General features: G+C 37.1%; 18 protein-coding genes. 1 reads left to right on the forward strand and 17 read right to left on the reverse strand.

What is annotated here, in order from left to right; genetic code table 11:
• Positions 1-69: 69 nt before the first annotated feature.
• The 6 genes from ACUN8G_RS11745 to ACUN8G_RS11770 are packed head-to-tail and all read right to left on the reverse strand — an operon-like array spanning position 70 to position 5,631.
• Positions 70-1,341, reverse strand: coding sequence for a bifunctional folylpolyglutamate synthase/dihydrofolate synthase (locus ACUN8G_RS11745; RefSeq protein WP_437347195.1), 1,272 nt, complete (start codon positions 1,339-1,341; stop codon positions 70-72).
• Positions 1,331-2,242: a dihydroorotate dehydrogenase gene (locus ACUN8G_RS11750; protein WP_437347194.1), complete on the reverse strand. Its 912-nt coding sequence runs from the start codon at positions 2,240-2,242 to the stop codon at positions 1,331-1,333. The genes ACUN8G_RS11745 and ACUN8G_RS11750 overlap by 11 nt, the downstream gene beginning before the upstream one ends.
• A gap of 1 nt (position 2,243) precedes the next feature.
• Positions 2,244-2,999, reverse strand: coding sequence for a dihydroorotate dehydrogenase electron transfer subunit (locus tag ACUN8G_RS11755; RefSeq protein WP_437347193.1), 756 nt, complete (start codon positions 2,997-2,999; stop codon positions 2,244-2,246).
• Positions 3,000-3,059: 60 nt separating this feature from the next.
• Positions 3,060-3,683 (reverse strand): ribose 5-phosphate isomerase B, encoded by a 624-nt coding sequence (rpiB, locus tag ACUN8G_RS11760; protein ID WP_437347192.1) that lies wholly within the window; start codon positions 3,681-3,683, stop codon positions 3,060-3,062.
• Entirely contained in the window at positions 3,680-4,747 is a 1,068-nt protein-coding gene (locus tag ACUN8G_RS11765; protein WP_437347191.1) for a mannose-1-phosphate guanylyltransferase, read from the reverse strand. Before ACUN8G_RS11765 ends, rpiB begins: the two co-directional genes overlap by 4 nt.
• A complete protein-coding gene (locus tag ACUN8G_RS11770; protein ID WP_437347190.1) occupies positions 4,747-5,631 on the reverse strand; it encodes a hypothetical protein in 885 nt (294 codons plus the stop codon). Before ACUN8G_RS11770 ends, ACUN8G_RS11765 begins: the two co-directional genes overlap by 1 nt.
• Before the next feature lie 141 nt (positions 5,632-5,772).
• On the opposite strand from ACUN8G_RS11770, the gene ACUN8G_RS11775 reads away from it, so the two are divergent.
• Positions 5,773-6,096, forward strand: coding sequence for a heavy metal-binding domain-containing protein (locus ACUN8G_RS11775; RefSeq protein ID WP_437347189.1), 324 nt, complete (start codon positions 5,773-5,775; stop codon positions 6,094-6,096).
• Here the strand turns inward: ACUN8G_RS11775 and ACUN8G_RS11780 are convergent.
• Genes ACUN8G_RS11780 through ACUN8G_RS11830 form a run of 11 tightly spaced genes read right to left on the reverse strand, consistent with a single transcriptional unit; the run spans position 6,093 to position 18,941 of the window.
• Positions 6,093-7,319, reverse strand: a complete 1,227-nt coding sequence (locus tag ACUN8G_RS11780; protein ID WP_437347188.1) for an anion transporter — start codon at positions 7,317-7,319, stop codon at positions 6,093-6,095. The genes ACUN8G_RS11775 and ACUN8G_RS11780 overlap by 4 nt on opposite strands.
• A 6-nt stretch (positions 7,320-7,325) precedes the next feature.
• Positions 7,326-8,708: an MFS transporter gene (locus tag ACUN8G_RS11785; RefSeq protein WP_437347187.1), complete on the reverse strand. Its 1,383-nt coding sequence runs from the start codon at positions 8,706-8,708 to the stop codon at positions 7,326-7,328.
• An 18-nt stretch (positions 8,709-8,726) separates the two neighbouring features.
• A complete protein-coding gene (gene murB, locus ACUN8G_RS11790) occupies positions 8,727-9,737 on the reverse strand; it encodes a UDP-N-acetylmuramate dehydrogenase (protein ID WP_437347186.1) in 1,011 nt (336 codons plus the stop codon).
• Positions 9,738-9,786: 49 nt separating this feature from the next.
• Positions 9,787-12,192 (reverse strand): DNA internalization-related competence protein ComEC/Rec2, encoded by a 2,406-nt coding sequence (locus ACUN8G_RS11795; protein ID WP_437347185.1) that lies wholly within the window; start codon positions 12,190-12,192, stop codon positions 9,787-9,789.
• A complete protein-coding gene (locus ACUN8G_RS11800; RefSeq protein WP_437347184.1) occupies positions 12,189-13,091 on the reverse strand; it encodes an alkaline phosphatase family protein in 903 nt (300 codons plus the stop codon). Before ACUN8G_RS11800 ends, ACUN8G_RS11795 begins: the two co-directional genes overlap by 4 nt.
• Positions 13,088-13,552: a D-aminoacyl-tRNA deacylase gene (dtd, locus tag ACUN8G_RS11805; protein WP_437347183.1), complete on the reverse strand. Its 465-nt coding sequence runs from the start codon at positions 13,550-13,552 to the stop codon at positions 13,088-13,090. Before dtd ends, ACUN8G_RS11800 begins: the two co-directional genes overlap by 4 nt.
• Entirely contained in the window at positions 13,549-14,403 is an 855-nt protein-coding gene (gene prmC / locus ACUN8G_RS11810) for a peptide chain release factor N(5)-glutamine methyltransferase (RefSeq protein WP_437347182.1), read from the reverse strand. Before prmC ends, dtd begins: the two co-directional genes overlap by 4 nt.
• 4 nt (positions 14,404-14,407) lie before the next feature.
• Complete coding sequence (locus ACUN8G_RS11815; protein WP_437347181.1) at positions 14,408-14,992, reverse strand: HAD family hydrolase; 585 nt, start codon at positions 14,990-14,992, stop codon at positions 14,408-14,410.
• 47 nt (positions 14,993-15,039) lie between these two features.
• Positions 15,040-16,536, reverse strand: a complete 1,497-nt coding sequence (araA, locus tag ACUN8G_RS11820; RefSeq protein ID WP_437347180.1) for an L-arabinose isomerase — start codon at positions 16,534-16,536, stop codon at positions 15,040-15,042.
• Positions 16,537-16,548: 12 nt separating this feature from the next.
• Positions 16,549-17,241, reverse strand: coding sequence for an L-ribulose-5-phosphate 4-epimerase (locus tag ACUN8G_RS11825; protein WP_437347179.1), 693 nt, complete (start codon positions 17,239-17,241; stop codon positions 16,549-16,551).
• Positions 17,241-18,941, reverse strand: a complete 1,701-nt coding sequence (locus ACUN8G_RS11830; RefSeq protein WP_437347178.1) for a ribulokinase — start codon at positions 18,939-18,941, stop codon at positions 17,241-17,243. Before ACUN8G_RS11830 ends, ACUN8G_RS11825 begins: the two co-directional genes overlap by 1 nt.
• Positions 18,942-18,943 lie beyond the last annotated feature (2 nt).

The following is an 18,943-nucleotide window of genomic DNA, read 5'->3' on the forward strand; positions in this document are numbered from 1 at the left end:
GGTTTAGTTGTAAATAACGCTGAAGTCGTCTGAGGTTCATTGGAAAATTAACTTAGTATTATTTCATAGTCAAGTAAATAGATTAATTTCCGATTTTAATTTGCCAAGTAAATAGATGCTTCCAAGAACCGCCAGACACTCGTTTTTTTTATTTAATATAAAATTTCTTACCAGTTCGGCTGGTTCATAAAGAGGAATAGCATTTATTCCTGCTTCTTCAGCAGCATTCCTTAAATCATCAATTGTTGCTGATCTATCAAGTCCAACTGTAGTTACATATAAAGTATCGAATTTCTTTCCTAATTTTTTAATCATTCCCTTTATTTCTTTATCCTTCATGGCTGCAAAGACAACGCTTCTTTTTTCATAGTTGTCAGATTCTTTTTCGAACTCTTGTAAAAACGTTTCTATCCCTTCGGGATTATGAGCTGCATCGAAGATAACCTTCGGATTTTTGTTGATAATTTCGTAGCGTCCCTGAATGTTTGTATTTTCAATAACTCTTTCAATACCGGAATCGATTACCAGACCATCATTAATATTGAGAGTTTCGTTCAAGGTTTTTAATGCAAGAGCACAATTAATTAGTTGATGGTAGCCGATTAACGGTGTTTTGTAAATATGAAATTGTTGGTTTTTCAATGACAAATTTACAAAATCTTTTTCTTTTTCTGCAAAATTATTTAATGAAAATAGTGGGGAATTTTTTTCCTGGGCAATTCTGCTCAATACTCCTGCTGCAGCTTCACTAACATTCCCTATAAAAACTGGTTTCCCCATTTTAATAATGCCCCCTTTTTCGAAAGCAATTTTTTCAATTGTTTCACCAAGTATGTGTGTATGCTCAAGACTGATCGATGTGATAACAGATGCTATCGGATCGACTAAATTTGTGGCATCGAGTCGCCCGCCCAGTCCGGTTTCAATTACCGCATAGTCCACATTCATCTTTGCAAAGTAATCGAACGCCATTGCAGTGGTAACTTCAAAAAAAGTAATCTCATTTTCCTTAATATAATTTTCGTGCTTGTGATAAAAATCTGCAATAGATTCATCATCTATAAAATTCCCGTTTATCTGAATACGTTCGTTAAAACGCACTAAGTGAGGAGAAGTATAGAGACCCGTTTTAAAACCCGCAGCCATTAAAATACTTGCAATGAACGAAGCAGTACTTCCTTTACCGTTACTGCCTGCGATGTGAAAGACTTTCAGTTTTTTGTGAGGGTTACCGAGAGCTTCAAGAAATTTTTCGATGCGTTCCAATCCCAGTTTAATATGAAATTGGCGCATTGAGTAGAGTTTTGTCAGTATTGAATCGATATCGTTTTCAGATTTCATACGAAGCAGTTAAATCGGATACTCGATTAATCGACATTTTTTTACAATATTCAATTAAACCATCTATAATTTCTTCGCCTGCTTTCGGATTGATAAAATTAACAGTCCCTATTTGAAATGCAGAAGCGCCTACAATCATGAATTCAACGGCATCTTTCCAATTCATAATTCCTCCAATTCCGATTATCGGAATTTCCACATTGCGACTGATCTCGAGTACTTTGGCTAATGCTACAGGCTTTATTGCTGGCCCTGATAATCCACCTGTTACGTTCTTAATCTTTGGTTTCCTCGTCCAGATGTCGAATGCGGTTCCGACTAATGTATTTATTGCCGATACGGCATCACCACCGTTATCCTTAACAATTTTTGCAAATTCAGAAATTCTCGAGACGTTTGGCGATAATTTAATTATTACTGGTTTATCGGTAACAGCTTTCACCTTTTCTGTAATTTTTGCTACTGCTTGCAGGTTGTTTCCAAATTCGAGTCCGCCTTCTTTAACATTGGGGCACGAAACGTTAATTTCAAAAGCTGCAATTGCGTCTTCTTCAGTTAATATCCGAGTGCATTCTACATATTCTTCGATTGAACTGGCAGCGATATTACAAATTATCGTTGTGTTTAATTTTTTAAGAAATGGAATCTTTTCTTTTATAAATACTTCAACGCCAACATTTGCAAGTCCAATAGCGTTCAACATACCAGAGGCAGTTTCACATATTCTCTGCGGGGGATTTCCAATTCTTGGTTTTAACGATAAGGATTTTGTTACAATCCCTCCTAATTTACTCAGGTCAGTAAACTCAGCAATTTCATTTCCATAACCAACAGTTCCTGAAGCCAGCAATACCGGATTTTTTAATTTGAGTCTGCCTATTTGTACGGATAAATCAATCATATTATTCAATAACTATTTGATCGGAATTAAACACAGGGCCGTCTTTACAGACAAGGTAATATCCTTCGCCTTCAGATTTTTTAACTGGGCATCCCTGACAAATGCCAAATCCGCACGCCATTGCAGATTCGATCGAAAGCTGACAATCGTATTTTTTTTCGGCAACTTTTTGTAATGCTCTTAGCATTGGGTTGGGTCCACATCCGAAAATTCTGATTTTTTTATTTTCTAATTTTTTTACTTCCGATTGAAAACAAGCAATTACATTTCCGTTGAAGCCTTCGGAACCGTCATCTGTTGCAACCAGAAGATTTCTCATTCCCCATTTTATCAATTGTTCAGAATTTCTCGCTCCTACAAAAGTTAGAATTTCTTTGTCTTCAAGATGTTTTATCAATAACGGGAAAGGAGCAACACCAATACCTCCACCAATTAATACTGCAACTTCGTAATCACCTGCGGTATTAAATCCATTGCCCAATGGCCCAAGAATATCAAGTTGATCGCCTGATTTTTTTTCAGCGAGCATTCTTGTACCTTCGCCGTGAATATCGAACATAAAATAAACTATATCCCCATCGGTATAGCAAACACTGAAAGGTCTGCGGAGTAAGGGATAATCTGTGTCTGAAACTTTGATATTACAAAATTGACCTGGCTTTATTGCAGTTGCTAGCTGTGGAGCTTTTACTTTTAACAGAAAGGTATTTTTATTTAATCTTTCCAGCGATTCTACAGTTGATAATACGGTAAACAAATTGAGGCTCTTTTTTTAGTGAGCAAATTTAACTATGTTAATTCGAAAAACAAAGAGCATTTACTTTTTCAGAATCGAATTTTCAATGGCGGTAATTTTATCCAGTCGCCTTTGATGCCGTTCTCCTAAGAATTCAGTTTCAAGCCAAACATTAATAATCGATTTTATTGTTTCTTCGCCGAGCGAGCTGGCACCTACTGCAATTATATTGGCGTTGTTATGTTCTCTGGAACTGCGCGCTGAAAATTCATTGTAACAAGTTGCAGCTCTTATGCCGGGAATTTTATTTGCAGTAATTGCAGAAGGGATACCAGTTGCATCAATTAAAATTCCGCAATCGGCTTCGCCAGATTTAACCTTATTGGCAACTTTCAAAGCTATATCAGGGTAATCGACAGCCTCATCACTAAATGTACCGACATCTTCAATTGAGTATTTATTTTTCAAATACTCCACAAGTAGCTTTTTTACCTTTACTCCCGTATGATCAGAACCGATGGCAATTTTTTCGAAGGATTTTTTGTCGGATGTAGTGTGATTTTGTGATGAGATAATTTCTATTTTTTTCTGCAGTATCAAATCTCTGGCTGCCGGAGTAATAAGAGAACTTTCGTGAACATATAAACTGTTTTTACCAGATTTTATTAAATCCAGAATTACTTTTTCGGTAATCAGTTGTTTCATAAAAGTTCTAACCTTTTATTCATTTTAAGGTAATCGACTACATCCCGTACATTCTGGGCTTTGTCCCTGCTGCATACGAGCAAAGCATCTTGTGTATTGATGACAATTAGATTTTCTGCGCCGATTATGGCGGTAAATTTTTTTGGAGAGAAAACATAAGAGTTGTAAGAAAATTCTGAAAAAACATCACCTATCAGAACATTGCCGTAATCATCTTTATCCGAAATTTCATAAACTGCTTCCCAGCTTCCAACGTCGTTCCAGTAAAATTCAGCTCTGGTAAGATAAACATTCCTCGATTTTTCCATTACGCCATAATCGATGGAAATGCTCTTCAGTTGACCATAGACATGGGTTAATTGTTTCTCGAAGTCGTCTGATCCGATTGCTTTTTCAATTTCGAGTAGACCCTCGTATAGATCCGGCAAATATAATTTTATTTCTTCGAGGATAGTATCAACGCGCCAGACAAATATTCCTGCATTCCATAAAAAGTCGCCACTCTCGATAAACCGTCTGGCAGTAGATAAATTGGGCTTTTCTGCGAAAGTCAATACCTTATAAATATTAGTACTTATTTCTTTTTCATCGAATTGAATATAACCGTAGCCGGTTTCCGGGCGTGTTGGTTTGATACCGATGGTTACAAGTCCTTTATTTTTGTATGCAAAATCTGCAGCATTCGAAAGGCAATTTCTGAAGGCCTGATCATCTTTAATAATATGGTCGGAGGGAAGAATTAATGTTACAGCCTCGGGATCTCTATGTTTAATCAGGATAGATGCCAGCCCGATACAGGCAGCGGTGTTTTTGCCGAATGGTTCATCGATAATATTTTCTTGAGGAATTTGCGGGAGTTGTTCAACAACTCTCATCTTCTGAATTTTGTTAGTAATGACATAGATATTTTCGTTTTGCACCAATCCATTTAGTCGACTTACGGTATCTTGAATCATTGTGTTATCACCAAAAATTCTCAACAATTGTTTTGGTTTTCTTTCTTTACTACGCGGCCAGAAACGTGAACCGACCCCGCCGGCCATAATAACAGCATATAAATTCATCAGAGCACCCTTTTTGTTTGTGAAATCAATTTACCAAAATTTTCTGCACGATTTAAATAATTTGTTATATCAACCTCCTTGCCTCTTACAACGGCAACAATAACTATAAGACAAGCTCTCAAAGCTTCGATTGCAGAACTACTTGGTGCAATTTTTTTATTATGGATTGCTTCGAGTCCCTGTACAAATATTGAATGCATATTGGAGATTATTTCAAATCCAATTTCTTGCGACAAGTTTCCATTTTCTTTCATTATACGAATATAACTATTGATTTCGTTTTCTGTATAATCATATCGAGAAACACGATTCAAAAAAGCATCAATCTCTTTAATCGGTCTTAATATCCTGGCTTCATATTTTTCAAAATTAAATTCCGCCTCGGCGTCGAGATCGTCGAATATAATTTCTTTCTTCAGATCATCGGTAGACGTACGCACTGGCATTTCCGATTCAATTTTAATCTTGGGTAATTCGGCTTGGCCGACAGATTTCCTTTTTGTTAAGTCGATCTCGAGGTTCTTATCGTTATCGCTACTTGCTTTTTGCAAAATTTCTTTCATTTGTTGGGGTGTAACGATATCGAGTAGATTACTTACATCGCCAATTAGATTGCTGCTCTGTTCTTTGAATCGATCCGATAATTTAAGAAAATCGATCTTCCCATTTATCGTAAAATTATAAATTTCCGTAAGTTTAATTCCAAGTTTAGACAACTGTGTAATCTTTTTAAATCGCTCGATTTCATCAGATATACTTTCGACTTTCGACAGATGCTCGCGGAGAATTGCAAGTGCTTCAATCTTTTCTGAACTTAGTCTGAGCTGATTGGCTGCCGTCATTATGCACTGGATAATATAATTTCTTGTAAAATCGAATTTCATCCTGCCCTACAACTCAATTTCCTGCATTAATATATGACAAATGTAATCAATTTTAATAATTCAGACACATAAATAATCGAATGAAGTTAGCAGTTGTTCTGTTAAATGATTATATTTATTCGTCAGTTAAGGAGTGAAAAAATGTTAATAACAACCACAAATACTATCGAAGGGAAAAAAATAGTTAAATACCTCGGCATAGTAAGCGGCGAAGCAATAATGGGTGCTAATATAATCAAAGATATTTTTGCAGGAATACGAGATATTGTGGGAGGTAGGTCTGCTACTTACGAAAAAGAATTGAGAAATGCGAAGGAACTCGCGCTAAATGAGATGACACAGGAAGCCGCAATGAGAGGTGCAAATGCGGTAATTGCAGTTGATCTCGACTATGAAACAGTAGGACAGGCTGGTAGCATGTTGATGGTTTCTGCGAGTGGCACAGCTGTTGTCATAGAAGACTAAAATATTAATGTAAACCAGATAATTCCAATTGCTACCGTTATAGTTGTTACTATAACTCCTGATTTCAAATACTCAAAGAAAGTAATTGTTATATTGTCTTTCTTTGCAGTCTCAGCGACAATGAGATTGGCCACAGAACCAATCAAAGTTAAATTACCCGCAAATGTTGATGCCATACCGAGTATTAGCCAGGACTGTTCCGCATTTGGCATAACCGAGATTACGGGTTTTAACAACAGCACAGCCGGTACATTTGAAATAAGATTGCTCAGGATTACAGTAGCAATCGAAAACGAAAAAACACTCCCTGTCAGGTATGGATTTACAGTCCTCGACAAATAATGGCTTAAGCCGGAAGTTTCTATTGATTTGGTTACAACAAAAAGCGCGGAGAAAAATACAAGTAATGACCAGTCAATTTCATTAAATACTCTTGCAGGCTTCAAACGCCTTGTAACCAGCAGAAGGGATGCGCAAGCAAAAGCCGCAATTGGTATTTCCATTCCCGTAAAAAGGAGTAAAATCATTAATAATGTAGCAATTGTACTTTTTATTAACAATGGTTTGTACGGCTTAACTTCTTCTGTCTTTATTCCTTCGAAAGAAGTTTTGTGAAATTCTTTTTTATATATCAATCTCATTAAAATCAGCGTGACAAATAAACCCGAAATTGAGGGGAAAATTTGATAAACTAAATAATCGACAAAAGAAATACCCGAAGCAATCCCAATTATCATATTTTGTGGATTTCCTATTATAGTCATAGCCGAGCCAATATTTGCAGATAATGCTACAGCTATTAAATATGGGACAGGATTTCTGTTAAGCGATTTTACAACTTCAATTATCAAAGGTGTATATACAATTACAACAGTGTCATTCAAGAAAAAAGCCGACAGTATCCCGGAGGAAAAAATAATTAAAGTTAGAAGCTGAAAAGGTGTTCGTGCAAAATTAACTATCTTCGAAGATAATACTTTAAAAAAACCGCTAAGTCTCAGATTCCCGTTAATAATCATCATTGAAAAGAGCAAGACAATCGTATCCATGTCGATTGCTCGATAAGCATCGGCGGAATCGATTGCACCTGAAAGAAGCAATGTAGCTGCTCCAACAAGCGCAATCGATGCTCTGTTCATTCTGAATTTAGGAATCCTCCCTACTGCAATTCCGTATAGTGTAATCAGAATTATAATTAGACTGAGGGTCTGAACACTACTCAAATTAGTCTATCCTTCATGCTTAACTTTAAAACCTTTCATCATCCATTTTTTAGCCAGAAAAAGTCCCAGAGGACTTATAATTGCAATCAGGCCATATATCAACCACATTGTTTCGGTGTTCATTTGAGAAGGTGGAGTATCGGCCGGACAATACTTCATAAGAAACCAGCCTGAATAGAGACTCGTTATAATCTTTGTAAGAAACCATGGGAATTGACCAATTCCCATATAGATGCCTGTCATATTCTTTGGGGCTATTTCTGCTACCCATTGTAGAAATCGAGGCTGCCACATAGCTTCGCCTATTGTCATAATAATTAAATAAGCCATCAGAGTGTTGATATTTGGACCTAGCGAAAGAATAAAAGTAGGTGTGGCCATTACAAAAGTACCAATAATCATCATGTTATAAGTATTCCTTTTTGTAGTCAACGCGGCAACCATCGGTGTAAGGATGAATATCAATATCGGATTTAGATTTACAAAAAATTCAAAATTGTCCTGTACGAATCCTTCGAATGCTCTGCTCGTATAAAGAGGTAATGTAAGCCAGTTATGTGCAAATAAGGTTTGAACGGGAATCAAAATGAAAATAAAATAGAGGAAGCGAAAATCTCGTAACGGAAAATTTTTAATATAAAATTGTACTTTTTCTTTGAAAGTCATGTTCTTCAATTCATCGTCGTCTTCTGCAACTTCGTTTTTATTTTTTGAAGCTTCTGCTACAGCTTTTTCGTACGCACTTTTCGTTATTATGAAATAAACAACAAATATTCCAACAACTGTAAGAAACACATAAACCCAGAACACACCGAGGATTCCGTAAGCTTTTCGAACTGGCGGCGAAATTAAACCGGGCAGGAAACCTCCCAGATTCATCAGGGCATAGAGCATTGCATAACCCATAGCAGCAGTTTTTTCATCAGTCAACTTTTTTACACCGGCATAACAAGCAGGTTGGTAAATTCCATAACCAATAATAATTCCAAGTATTCCAATCATAGACAAAATATGTGCGGAACCCCATAAGCCAGGCACCCCAACTGTAGGAGCTATAGTTAAAACTACTCTGCCAATTAACATTGCAGAAAGAGCAATCAATAGGGATTTTCTCAAACCGATCCAATCGACAGTTGCACCAAGAAATAACATACTCAGTGTAATGCCAGCAGTTAAAAATCCGACCATGTTCCCAGCTCTAATATCATCTAAATGGATATACTCATTAAAATAGATTGCCAGCAATCCTACTATTCCGAAATAAGTCAGTCCTTCTAACATATAAGACAAGTTCAAACCAAACAAAGCTCTTGATGTATGCAGAAGGTCTTTGAAAGGCTGAGTTATTTCTTTCAATATTCCGTTCAGTAAATTATTTTTCTGAGACATAGTTACCTCTTGATTTGTCTATATAATATTGACTTCGTATTCTAATTGAATTCCGAATTTTTCATTTACCCTGTTCCTTACCATTTCAGCAAAATCGATTATCTCTTTACCCGTAGCACCCCCATAATTTACGATTACAAGAGCTTGATTTTTATGTACGCCCACCTTACCGATGCGTTTTCCCTTAAGACCGGCTTTTTCGATAAGCCATGCCGCCGGCACTTTATAAATTGCTTCGCCTATTTTATGATACGGAATGTCTCTGTATAAGGATTGAAAAGAGAAGAGTGCATCTTCATCAATAACAGGATTTTTAAAGAAACTACCTGCGTTACCCAATTCTGACGGATTAGGGAGCTTCGACTGCCTGATTTCTATTATACCCTTGCGGACGTCGTTGATATCAACCTCTTCGATATTTCTACTCTGGAAATATTCTCTTAAGGCACGATAATCGAGATTTAATTTCTTCGCTTTGCTCAGTTTAATTACTATAGCTGTTATTAAAAATTGGTTTTTCAGCTTTTCCTTAAATATGCTTGTACGATAACCAAATTTACATTTTACAGCCGGAAGGATCTCTTTTTTTAGATCTAATAAACTCACACCTTCTACTTCAATTAAACAATCCTTTATCTCTACCCCATAAGCGCCAATATTTTGAACCGGAGCGGCGCCCACGGTACCTGGAATAAGAGATAAATTTTCAATTCCGTACCAATTATTTTGCACCGTAAATTCTACCAGCGCATCCCAATCTTCACCTGCATGAGCACGGAGAATTATTTCATGATTGTCTTCCGACAGTACTTCGATTCCCTTTCTATTGTAATGTATTATAGTTCCCTCAAAATCTTTTGTAAAGAGGATATTGCTGCCCCCACCTAATATTAATTTGTTTTCTGGAATGTTATTTCGAAAAAAATTTAACAATTCTTCTTCTTCATCGAACTCAATTAATTCTCGGGCTGCTGATTCTACTCCGAAGGTATTGTAATTCTTGAGCGAGAAATTAAAATGGCGTTTCATCCAATGATGTTTCCGTATTTAGAGGTTAACAAAATACTGTAATTTACATTCAAAATATAAGCCCACTTTCCAGTTTTTTCCAATCGATAACTTCAATATTTTCTCCATCACTCCTTATAAGGACGGCTCCTCGCAAATCCGTTCTAAGCACCTCTACATTCATTTTTTTTAATAGAGCAATCACCTGAGGTGAGGGGTGATTAAAATAATTACCTATTCCCGCTGAAATGAGCGCATAGGAGGGATTGACGAGTTTTAGAAATTTTTCGGATGTGCTCGTATTACTGCCATGATGTGCAACTTTTAAAACATCCGATTGGAGAAATTTACCATAACTTTTGATAAGATCGCTTTCGATTTTTTGGGATGCATCTCCTGTAAAAAGAAACGAAGTGTTTCCATAAACAATCTTTATTATTCCACTTCTATCGTTTGAATCCAAGATTGTATCATCGTTATTTTCATTCAAAATGTATAGGCGTACATTTGAAAACTTTATTATTTTCTTTTTATAATACTCAAAAGGAATCCCCTTTTGCCTCAATAGTTTTTCTAATTCGACATCCAATCTGTCACTTGAATCGACTGCAGGTTTGAAAATATAATTCACCCTTCCCACTTTAATGAGAGAAATAAATCCGCCGTAGTGGTCGTTGTCGATATGTGAAATCAAACCGTATTTTATTGAGTCAATACCCAGAAAATCCATTAGTGGGATGATGATTCGTTTTCCATTATCGAAATAATTAGTTGAGCTACCTGCGTCAATCAGCATATAATCGCCGTCAGGTAATCTAATGAGGAAGGCATCGCCCTGTCCCACGTCGATCGCCATTATGCTCAGTTTATTATCCGTAAAATACTTGTAGTTATCTAATTTCATAAATAATATCATTGTCGCAATAGAAAGAATTACAACTGCAGCACGGAAATATTTATTTTTATAATAGTTGAATAAGACGCCGACAAATATCATAGTAACATAAAACAAGGATAGATCATACCAGGAGAACTGGTTAATTCTCAAATAAGCAATTTCTATTGACCCGAAAAAGTTCGTTACATAAAACATCAGATGGGAAAATAAAATTGTAGCCGAAGCGTAGAACATACCAAGCGAAGGAAGGATAACAGAAAAAATTAATGTAACTATTCCTAAAGAAACCACAATACCCAGAAGTGGAATCACAATTAGATTAGCGAACAATGCAATAAGCGATATTTTGTGAAAATAAATAATCGTAAACGGTAGAGTACCAATTTGTGCAGTTAGGGATACAATCATAAACAACAATAGATTTCCCAGCCATTTTCTCTTTTTGAAAAATTCATGCTTAGCTATTGCGTTACTAATTGGTGGGGTTAACACTACGATTGAAAGCACAGCTGCAAAAGATAATTGAAAACCAGGTTCGAATAATTCAGCGGGTTTGAATACCAAAATAATAAAAGCAGCAATTGCGAGTGTATTTAATGGCGAAGTATCTCTGCCAAAATATTTAGCCATTATATATACAGACGCCATAATAACTGCCCGGGTAACTGACGGTGGCGCATAGGTAATTATAAGGTAAGCGATCAATCCGAAAATTGTCAGGATATACTTTAACGTAATATGAAATCTTTGAAACAATACAAAAAATATAAACGCAATAAATCCAACATGTAAACCTGATACAGCCAATATGTGAATAACTCCCGCATTTATAAATTTTTCTTTGATTTCATAGTCTATCATATTCCTATCGGCAAGAAGCAAGCCCCGCAGTAAAGATGCCGTAGTAAAATCGTGCCCCTTAAAGAGCAGATCGTCAATTGAACGGCGAATCTTAAATACCATATCCGGGAATAGGATTCTTTCTTCATTAGTCAAAATAATATTATCTGACTTATAAACATAAAACAGGGCGCTGATTCCCCTTCTAAAAAGATATGCCTGATAATCAAATTCACCGGGGTTTCTTTTGTCCCTGGCTTTCATTAAAGTACCTTTCAAACATACTCCATTACCAACTGCGATTTTATCATAAATATTACGCAAGTCGTTCATCGTCAAAAGTATAGCACAACTTACCTTTATATTCTTTTTCGAAACATTTTCGTTCCATCTAATGCTATCGACTTGCACTGTAAAATTCAATCTATCATTTTTAATCAAATCAATGCCGCAGATTTTACCGTACAATATTGCATTCCTGTATTTAGGTAGAGCAAAGGGGTAATCAACTTTTTCAGATGAAGAGAAAGCAAAATGCAGAGCGCCAACAAAAATGATTAATAGCACAACAAAAAAATTGCCGTAAATTGACCTCCGTTTAATATTCTGAATTAACACAACGATAAAAAGAAGTGAAATTGGTGGTATGATTATATTGATTGGAAGATTAATGATGGATTCGAGTATAATTCCGCAAATAAAAAATAGGGTAAATTTTATTAGCGGATATTTATTCACTCATATAACTCCATGATAGAATCTTTTATATCATACAACGATTTTATACGCGAAGCAAGCCTTTCTGCATATTTACCGAATGTTAATCCCAGAGCGGGATTAAGAGTGTGATTACGAGTTGTAAGGTCTTCAAAGTTTCCGTGGTCTGAACAGATAAGAAGTGTAATTTCATCAGGAAGTATCTTAACAACAAAGTGCAAGAATCTATCGAGCGTTTTAACAGTATGGTCGAACAATTCAAGGTTTCTACCGTGTCCGAGGTGGTCTGTATGAAAATATTCAAATAATGTAAAATGGTTGCGGGAAGCTACACGGATCAGTCTACGGGCGGCTAATTCTGGAGATATAACTTTTAATTTGTAATTCATTTTATGCACAAATCTGTAATTATCGATATCGGCACTCAATGCTCTCCCTTCGTGCAGATCTTTTATTTTATTCAATCTTACATCACTCAACAGGCAGGATAGTGTAGTGACACTCAGCATTCGTCTACCCTTCCTTACGTAATCAAAAAACTGTTTCGGATAGGCATTGACAAAAGCAACTTTTTTCTTTTTCCGTTTCAGTTCAATAAAAATGTTTTTTTCTTTTATAATCGGCACCAGAGTAGAATAAGGATATGGTCCGAAATGTTTTCCAATAATTTCAGGTGCATTGACCCCGCAAAAAATAGACGTTTGACCTGTGCCACTAAGTGGAATATCAGGTACACCCATAGTTGCATCAATTGGAAAAACAAAAGAGTTTTTCCCTTCCAGAAATGGATTATCGAGATGAGGGATTGTGCCGAAAAGCTCTCTGAAAATTTTAAAGTCGTATTTGAAGAAAGGATTATTTACGTAGTCTTTTTTGCCTATACCCACCCCATCGATAAATATCATCAGTAGAGATTTCACATAGTGCCTTTTTCTTTTGATTCTACAATCAGAGTAACAGGGCCGTCATTATAAATTTTAACGAGCATCATGGCTGCAAAAATACCGCTTTTAACTTTTGATTCGCCAAGATTGAATTTCATCCTTTCGATAAACTTTTTGTATAGATCATTTGCCGTTTCCGGTTTAGCAGCATCCGTAAAGCTTGGACGATTGCCCCGCCTGGTATCGCCGTATAATGTAAATTGAGAAATTATCAGTACTTCACCATCGATATCTTTGAGGGACAAATTCATTTTGCCATGTTCGTCTTCGAATATACGCAAATTGGAACATTTGTCGGCAACAAAATTTACATCTTCAATCGTGTCGCCTTCTTTAACACCGAGCAGAATAACCATCCCTTTACCAATTGAAGCATAATGCTCTGGCTCTTTAATTGTCACCGAACCTTCCGAAACTCTTTGTACCAAAGCTCTCATGATTTTTGCCCGAATATAATTCTATCGATTTTTTGGTAATCCTGGATTATCTCGATATTGATAAAGTCGTAATTCTTCATAATTGAAGCAACCTCAGCTGCATGTCCCTGTCCTAATTCAAAAAATAATCTGCCGCCAGTCGACAAATATTGGGTTGCCATCTCTGTAATTCTTCTATAAAAACTTAATCCATCTTTGAAATCTGTAACTGCCATATCGGGTTCATAGCGTGCAACTTCTTCCTGAAGTTTATTATATTCATTATAACTTACATACGGAGGATTGGAAACAATAATGTCAAATTGAAGTTCGTGGAAAAGGTATTCATCAAAAATATCTTTCCTTATAAATTCGATAGAACCGATAATGCCGTGCATCTCGGCATTATGCCGTGCCAGTTGAAGAGCTTCGTTCGATTTATCGATGGCTACAATTCTAACATCATTTAGATTCAAACCAAGAGTAACTGCAATGTTCCCGCTTCCAGTACCGACATCTAATATTTTAAGTGATTTCGAATCCTTATATAAATCGATGATTTTTTCCACGAGCAACTCGGTTTCTGGTCGGGGAATAAGCACGTATTGATTAATGTCGAATTTCAGACCATAAAATTCTGTATATCCTAATATGTACTGTAATGGTTCTCTTGCGCCTCTTCGTCGGATTAATTCTCGATACCGTTCGATTTCAACTTCTTTGAGAGGCTGGTCGAATTGCAAATAAAGGTCCATTCTTTTGCATTTAAGAACATCAGCCAGCAGCAATTCTGCATTCAAGCGTGGCGATTCGACGCCTTTTTTTTCGAGATATTCTGCGGATAATGTAATAGCTTTGAGAATGTTCAACATAGTATTATTCAACTTCTATAAAGTCGCGTATGTCGACGATCATCATGCCGGCTTTTTTAGCAGCTTCCACTCCAAAATCGCCATCTTCATATACAACGCAATATTCTGGTTCTGTTTTTAATTTCTCCGCTGCATAGAGGAACATATCCGGTGCGGGCTTGTGTTTGAGATTGTCGTCTGCAGTTACTATCAAATCGAAATATTTATCGAGTCCTGTAACTGCCAAAGATTGCATTACATTTTCTTTCGATCCGCCGGAAACGACTGCCATCGGAAGTTTATTGTAATATTCATACACAATCGATGCAACCGGTGCTATTGGTTTTATTGAGTCGGCATACCGTTTAAAGAATTCATTCTTCACGTTAACAATTTTTTCTGGATCGATGTCCGTTCCAAAATAATTGTTATATAACTTAATGATTTCCTCAGAAGGCATACCTCTTTTAGAGAAGAAAAAATTGTAGTCGAATTCATAGCCGAATAAATTTATTGCGTACTCCCACGCTTTCAAATGCAAAGGCATTGAATCCACCAGAGTCCCGTCGCAATCGAACAACAACGCTTTAGCTTTAGGATCGGGGTGCATATCTGTACTCCTTCCAGAAATTTTAAAATTTGGAAGTACAAATATACTTATTTCCCCGAATAATAGATTTCATTCCACTTCAATTGATTTTTGAATTGAATGATATCAGTGTTGTTGTCAATGAGCAAAAATTCAATACCAGCTATTTCAGCAAAGTCGTATAAATACTCTGATGTTATTGATTGACTGAAACAGGTGTGATGAGCACCACCTGCATAGATCCATGCTGTAGCCGCTGTATGGAGATTGGGTTCGGGTTTCCAAAGTGCTCTTGCAACAGGAAGTTTTGGAAGCGCATGTTCCGTTTTTACGACGTTGACATTATTGACAATTAATCTAAAGCGATTACCCATGTCGATCAGCGAAGCATTGAGAGCATTGCCTGGAGCAACATCGAAAACCAGACGTGGCGGATCGTCTTTCCCTCCAATAGATAAAGGATGTATTTCGAGTGTCGGTTTATCGGCAGCTATCGATTCACAGACTTCGAGCATATGAGCACCAAGCACCATCGGATTAAGCGGATCGAAATGATAAGTATAATCTTCCATAAACGACGTGCCTCCTTTCAATCCGACCGACATCACTTTAACCGCTCTTACCAAAGCTGCAGTTTTCCAATCGCCTTCTGCCCCGAAGCCGTATCCTTCTGCCATTAAACGTTGAACTGCAATTCCCGGAAGCTGGCTCAATCCGTGCAAGTCCTCAAATGTTGTAGTAAATCCGACAAAGTTTACTTCTTCTAAAAAACTTCTCAAACCAATTTCTATTTTTGCTGCTTCAAAGAGCCTTCGATAGTTATTATCACCTTCGCTTAGAGGTGCATTTATATTGTATGACCTTTTATAAACTTCGATTAATTCTTTAACAGCTTTTTCGTTAGTTTTATTGACATATTCAACCAGATCGCCGACACCAAAGCCGTAGACAGAATATCCAAGTTTTATTTGAGCTTCGACTTTATCGCCTTCGGTAACAGCCACATCTCTCATATTGTCACCAAAACGAGCAATTCGTGCTCCTTGAGAATCTGCCCATGCAATTGCAGCCCTTATCCAGATGGAAATTTTATCAATGACATTAGGATCCTGCCAGTGTCCCGTTACAACTTTTCTGTTCAATCCCATTCTCGTACAGATGAATCCAAACTCGCGGTCGCCGTGAGCAGCCTGATTAAGATTCATAAAATCCATGTCGATACTGTCCCACGGAATATCACGATTAAATTGCGTATGAAGGTGTAAAAATGGTTTATTCAGTAAATTCAAACCTCTAATCCACATCTTCGCCGGCGAGAATGTGTGCATCCAGAAAATAAGTCCAGCGCATCTGACGTTGCTATTCGCTTCAATTGTTAGGTTAGCAATTGCATCGGGAGTAGTTAAAACATCTTTAAAAACAATTTTGATCGGAATTTTTTTATCAGCATTTAATTCATTTACAATTTTTGTCGAATTCTCTTTTACCTTTGCAAGTGTTTCTTGACCATACAAATGTTGACTGCCAGTGGCAAACCATATTTCGTATTTATTAATATCAACCATAAATCCCCCCTTTTATTTCTTTTGTCCGTAGTAAGCCTTAGGACCATGTTTTCTTAAAAAATGTTTATCTAATATGTAATCGGGCAAATTTTTTATGTCTTTGTTCAATGAAAGAGTTTTAAAGGCAATTTCGGCAATTTTTTCGAGAATCAAATTTTTTTCTACAGAATCGGCAGCGGATTTTCCCCAGCAGAAAGGTCCATGCCCGGCAACCAAAATACCCGGTACCGATTCTATTTTCATATCTGCCAGTCTTTCGATTATTACCAGTCCTGTATTCTTTTCATAATTGTCTTTTACCTCATCTTCTGTTAAAAATCTCGTGAGTGGAACGGGACCATAAAAATTATCTGCGTGAGTAGTTCCCAGGCACGGTATTTCCATTAACGCCTGAGCGAATACAGTGGCATAAGTACTGTGCGAATGAGTTACGCCTTTAATTTCCGGGAAAGCCTTATAGAGCTCAAGGTGAGTGGGAGTATCGGAAGATGGTTTTAATTCGCCTTCAACAACATTACCATCCAGATCGACTACCACCATATCGTCCGCAGATAATTCATCGTAGTCGACGCCGCTTGGTTTTATAACGATCAGGTTATTATTTCTATCGATACCGCTTACATTTCCCCATGTTGAAATTACCAGATTATAATCGACCAGACGAAGATTGGCATCGAATACTTCTCTTTTTAGATTTTCGAGCATTATTCACCACTCCTCACTTTATCTCTAATTTTTAATAAATCTTTCATTACGTTATAAAGATTTTCTCTATAATCTTTAGTTCCGAAACTATCATGCAGCTGTGAATAAAGCCGATAGAGCTCTTTATATATTTCGTGATTTTCAGGATTCGGATTGTAAACCTTACTAATTCCTGTCATTGCATTTTGTGCATCGATAATGTAATCGTAACCGCCAGCTGACTTTCCTGCCGCCACGGCAGCAAAGATAGCGGCTCCGAGTGCGGGAGTCTGTTCGCTTCTCGAAACTTTCATTGTTCGATTGGTAATGTCGGCATATATTTGCATTAATAATTTATTTTTGACAGCGAGTCCTCCGCAATTAACAACCTCTTCAACGTGAACGCCATATTCTTCTAACCTGTCGATAATTTTCAAAGCGCCGAAGCCGGTAGCTTCTATTAATGCTCTATAAATTTCCGGCGCTGTTGTATGAAGCGTCTGACCGATTAAAAGTCCGGTTAACCGAACATCAACAAGAATTGTTCTATTGCCGTTATTCCAATCGAGAGCCAGTAAACCACTTTCACCTGGTTTTAATTTTTCAGCTTCTTCACCTAATATTTTAAATTTTTCGTCGAGTGTTTTGCCGAATTTATCGGGTACGAGGTTATTGACAAACCAGAGGAAAATATCACCCACGCCCGATTGACCAGCTTCGATTCCAAAATAGTCCTCCATAACCGAGCCATCAACAATTCCGCACACACCTTCAATATCGTTCAATTTTTCTTTACAAGGATGTATCATGATGTCGCAGGTACTCGTACCAATTATTTTCACCAACGTACCTTTTTTAATTCCTGCTCCGACAGCTCCCATGTGGGCGTCGAATGCACCTACGGCAATTGCAGTATTCCTGCTCAAGCCCAACTTCTCTGCCCATTCGGAAGAAAGACTTCCTATTTTCACGTTAGAAGGGTATGCCGTGTCGTAGAGTCTATCCCTTAAATTTTCCAGACCGGGTGACAACCTTTTCAAAAACTCTTTGTCGGGTAGACCTCCCCATAGTTTGCTGAACATTGCTTTATGACCTGCTGCACAAACGCTTCTTTTAATTTGTAACGGATTTGTATTTCCTGCAAGAGCAGCCGGAATCCAATCACAAATTTCCACCCAGCTGAAAGCTGCTTCGTAAACTTCGGGATCAATATTTTTACAATGAAGTATTTTACTCCAGAACCATTCCGAAGAATAAACTCCTCCAATTTTGGATAGATATTGAGGACGTATTTCCTGAGCAACTTTTGTGATGTAAGCTGCTTCTTCATAACTTGTGTGATCTTTCCAGAGCCAGACATATGCGTTAGGATTGTCCTTGAATTTTTCGTAGGTGCTCAATGGTCGTCCATTTTCATCTACGGGCATTGGACTGCTACCTGTGGTATCAACTCCAATTCCGATTACATCTTCATTTCTAAATTCAGGATTTTTTTCTTTTGCGATACGTAGAGCTTCTTTTATTGTAACTTCAATGCCCGTTAAATAATCGGCTGCGTTTTGTCTTGCCAGTTCGGGATTTTTGTGGTCTACAATCACTCCGTTTTCCCCTGTGGGGTACGGGAACACATAACTGGCTAATTCCGTACCGTTCCCTAATTCAACAATAAGGGAACGGCAGGAATTAGTACCAAAATCTAATCCTATTGTATATTTGGCCATAA

The organism is Melioribacter sulfuriphilus, from assembly GCF_052656625.1.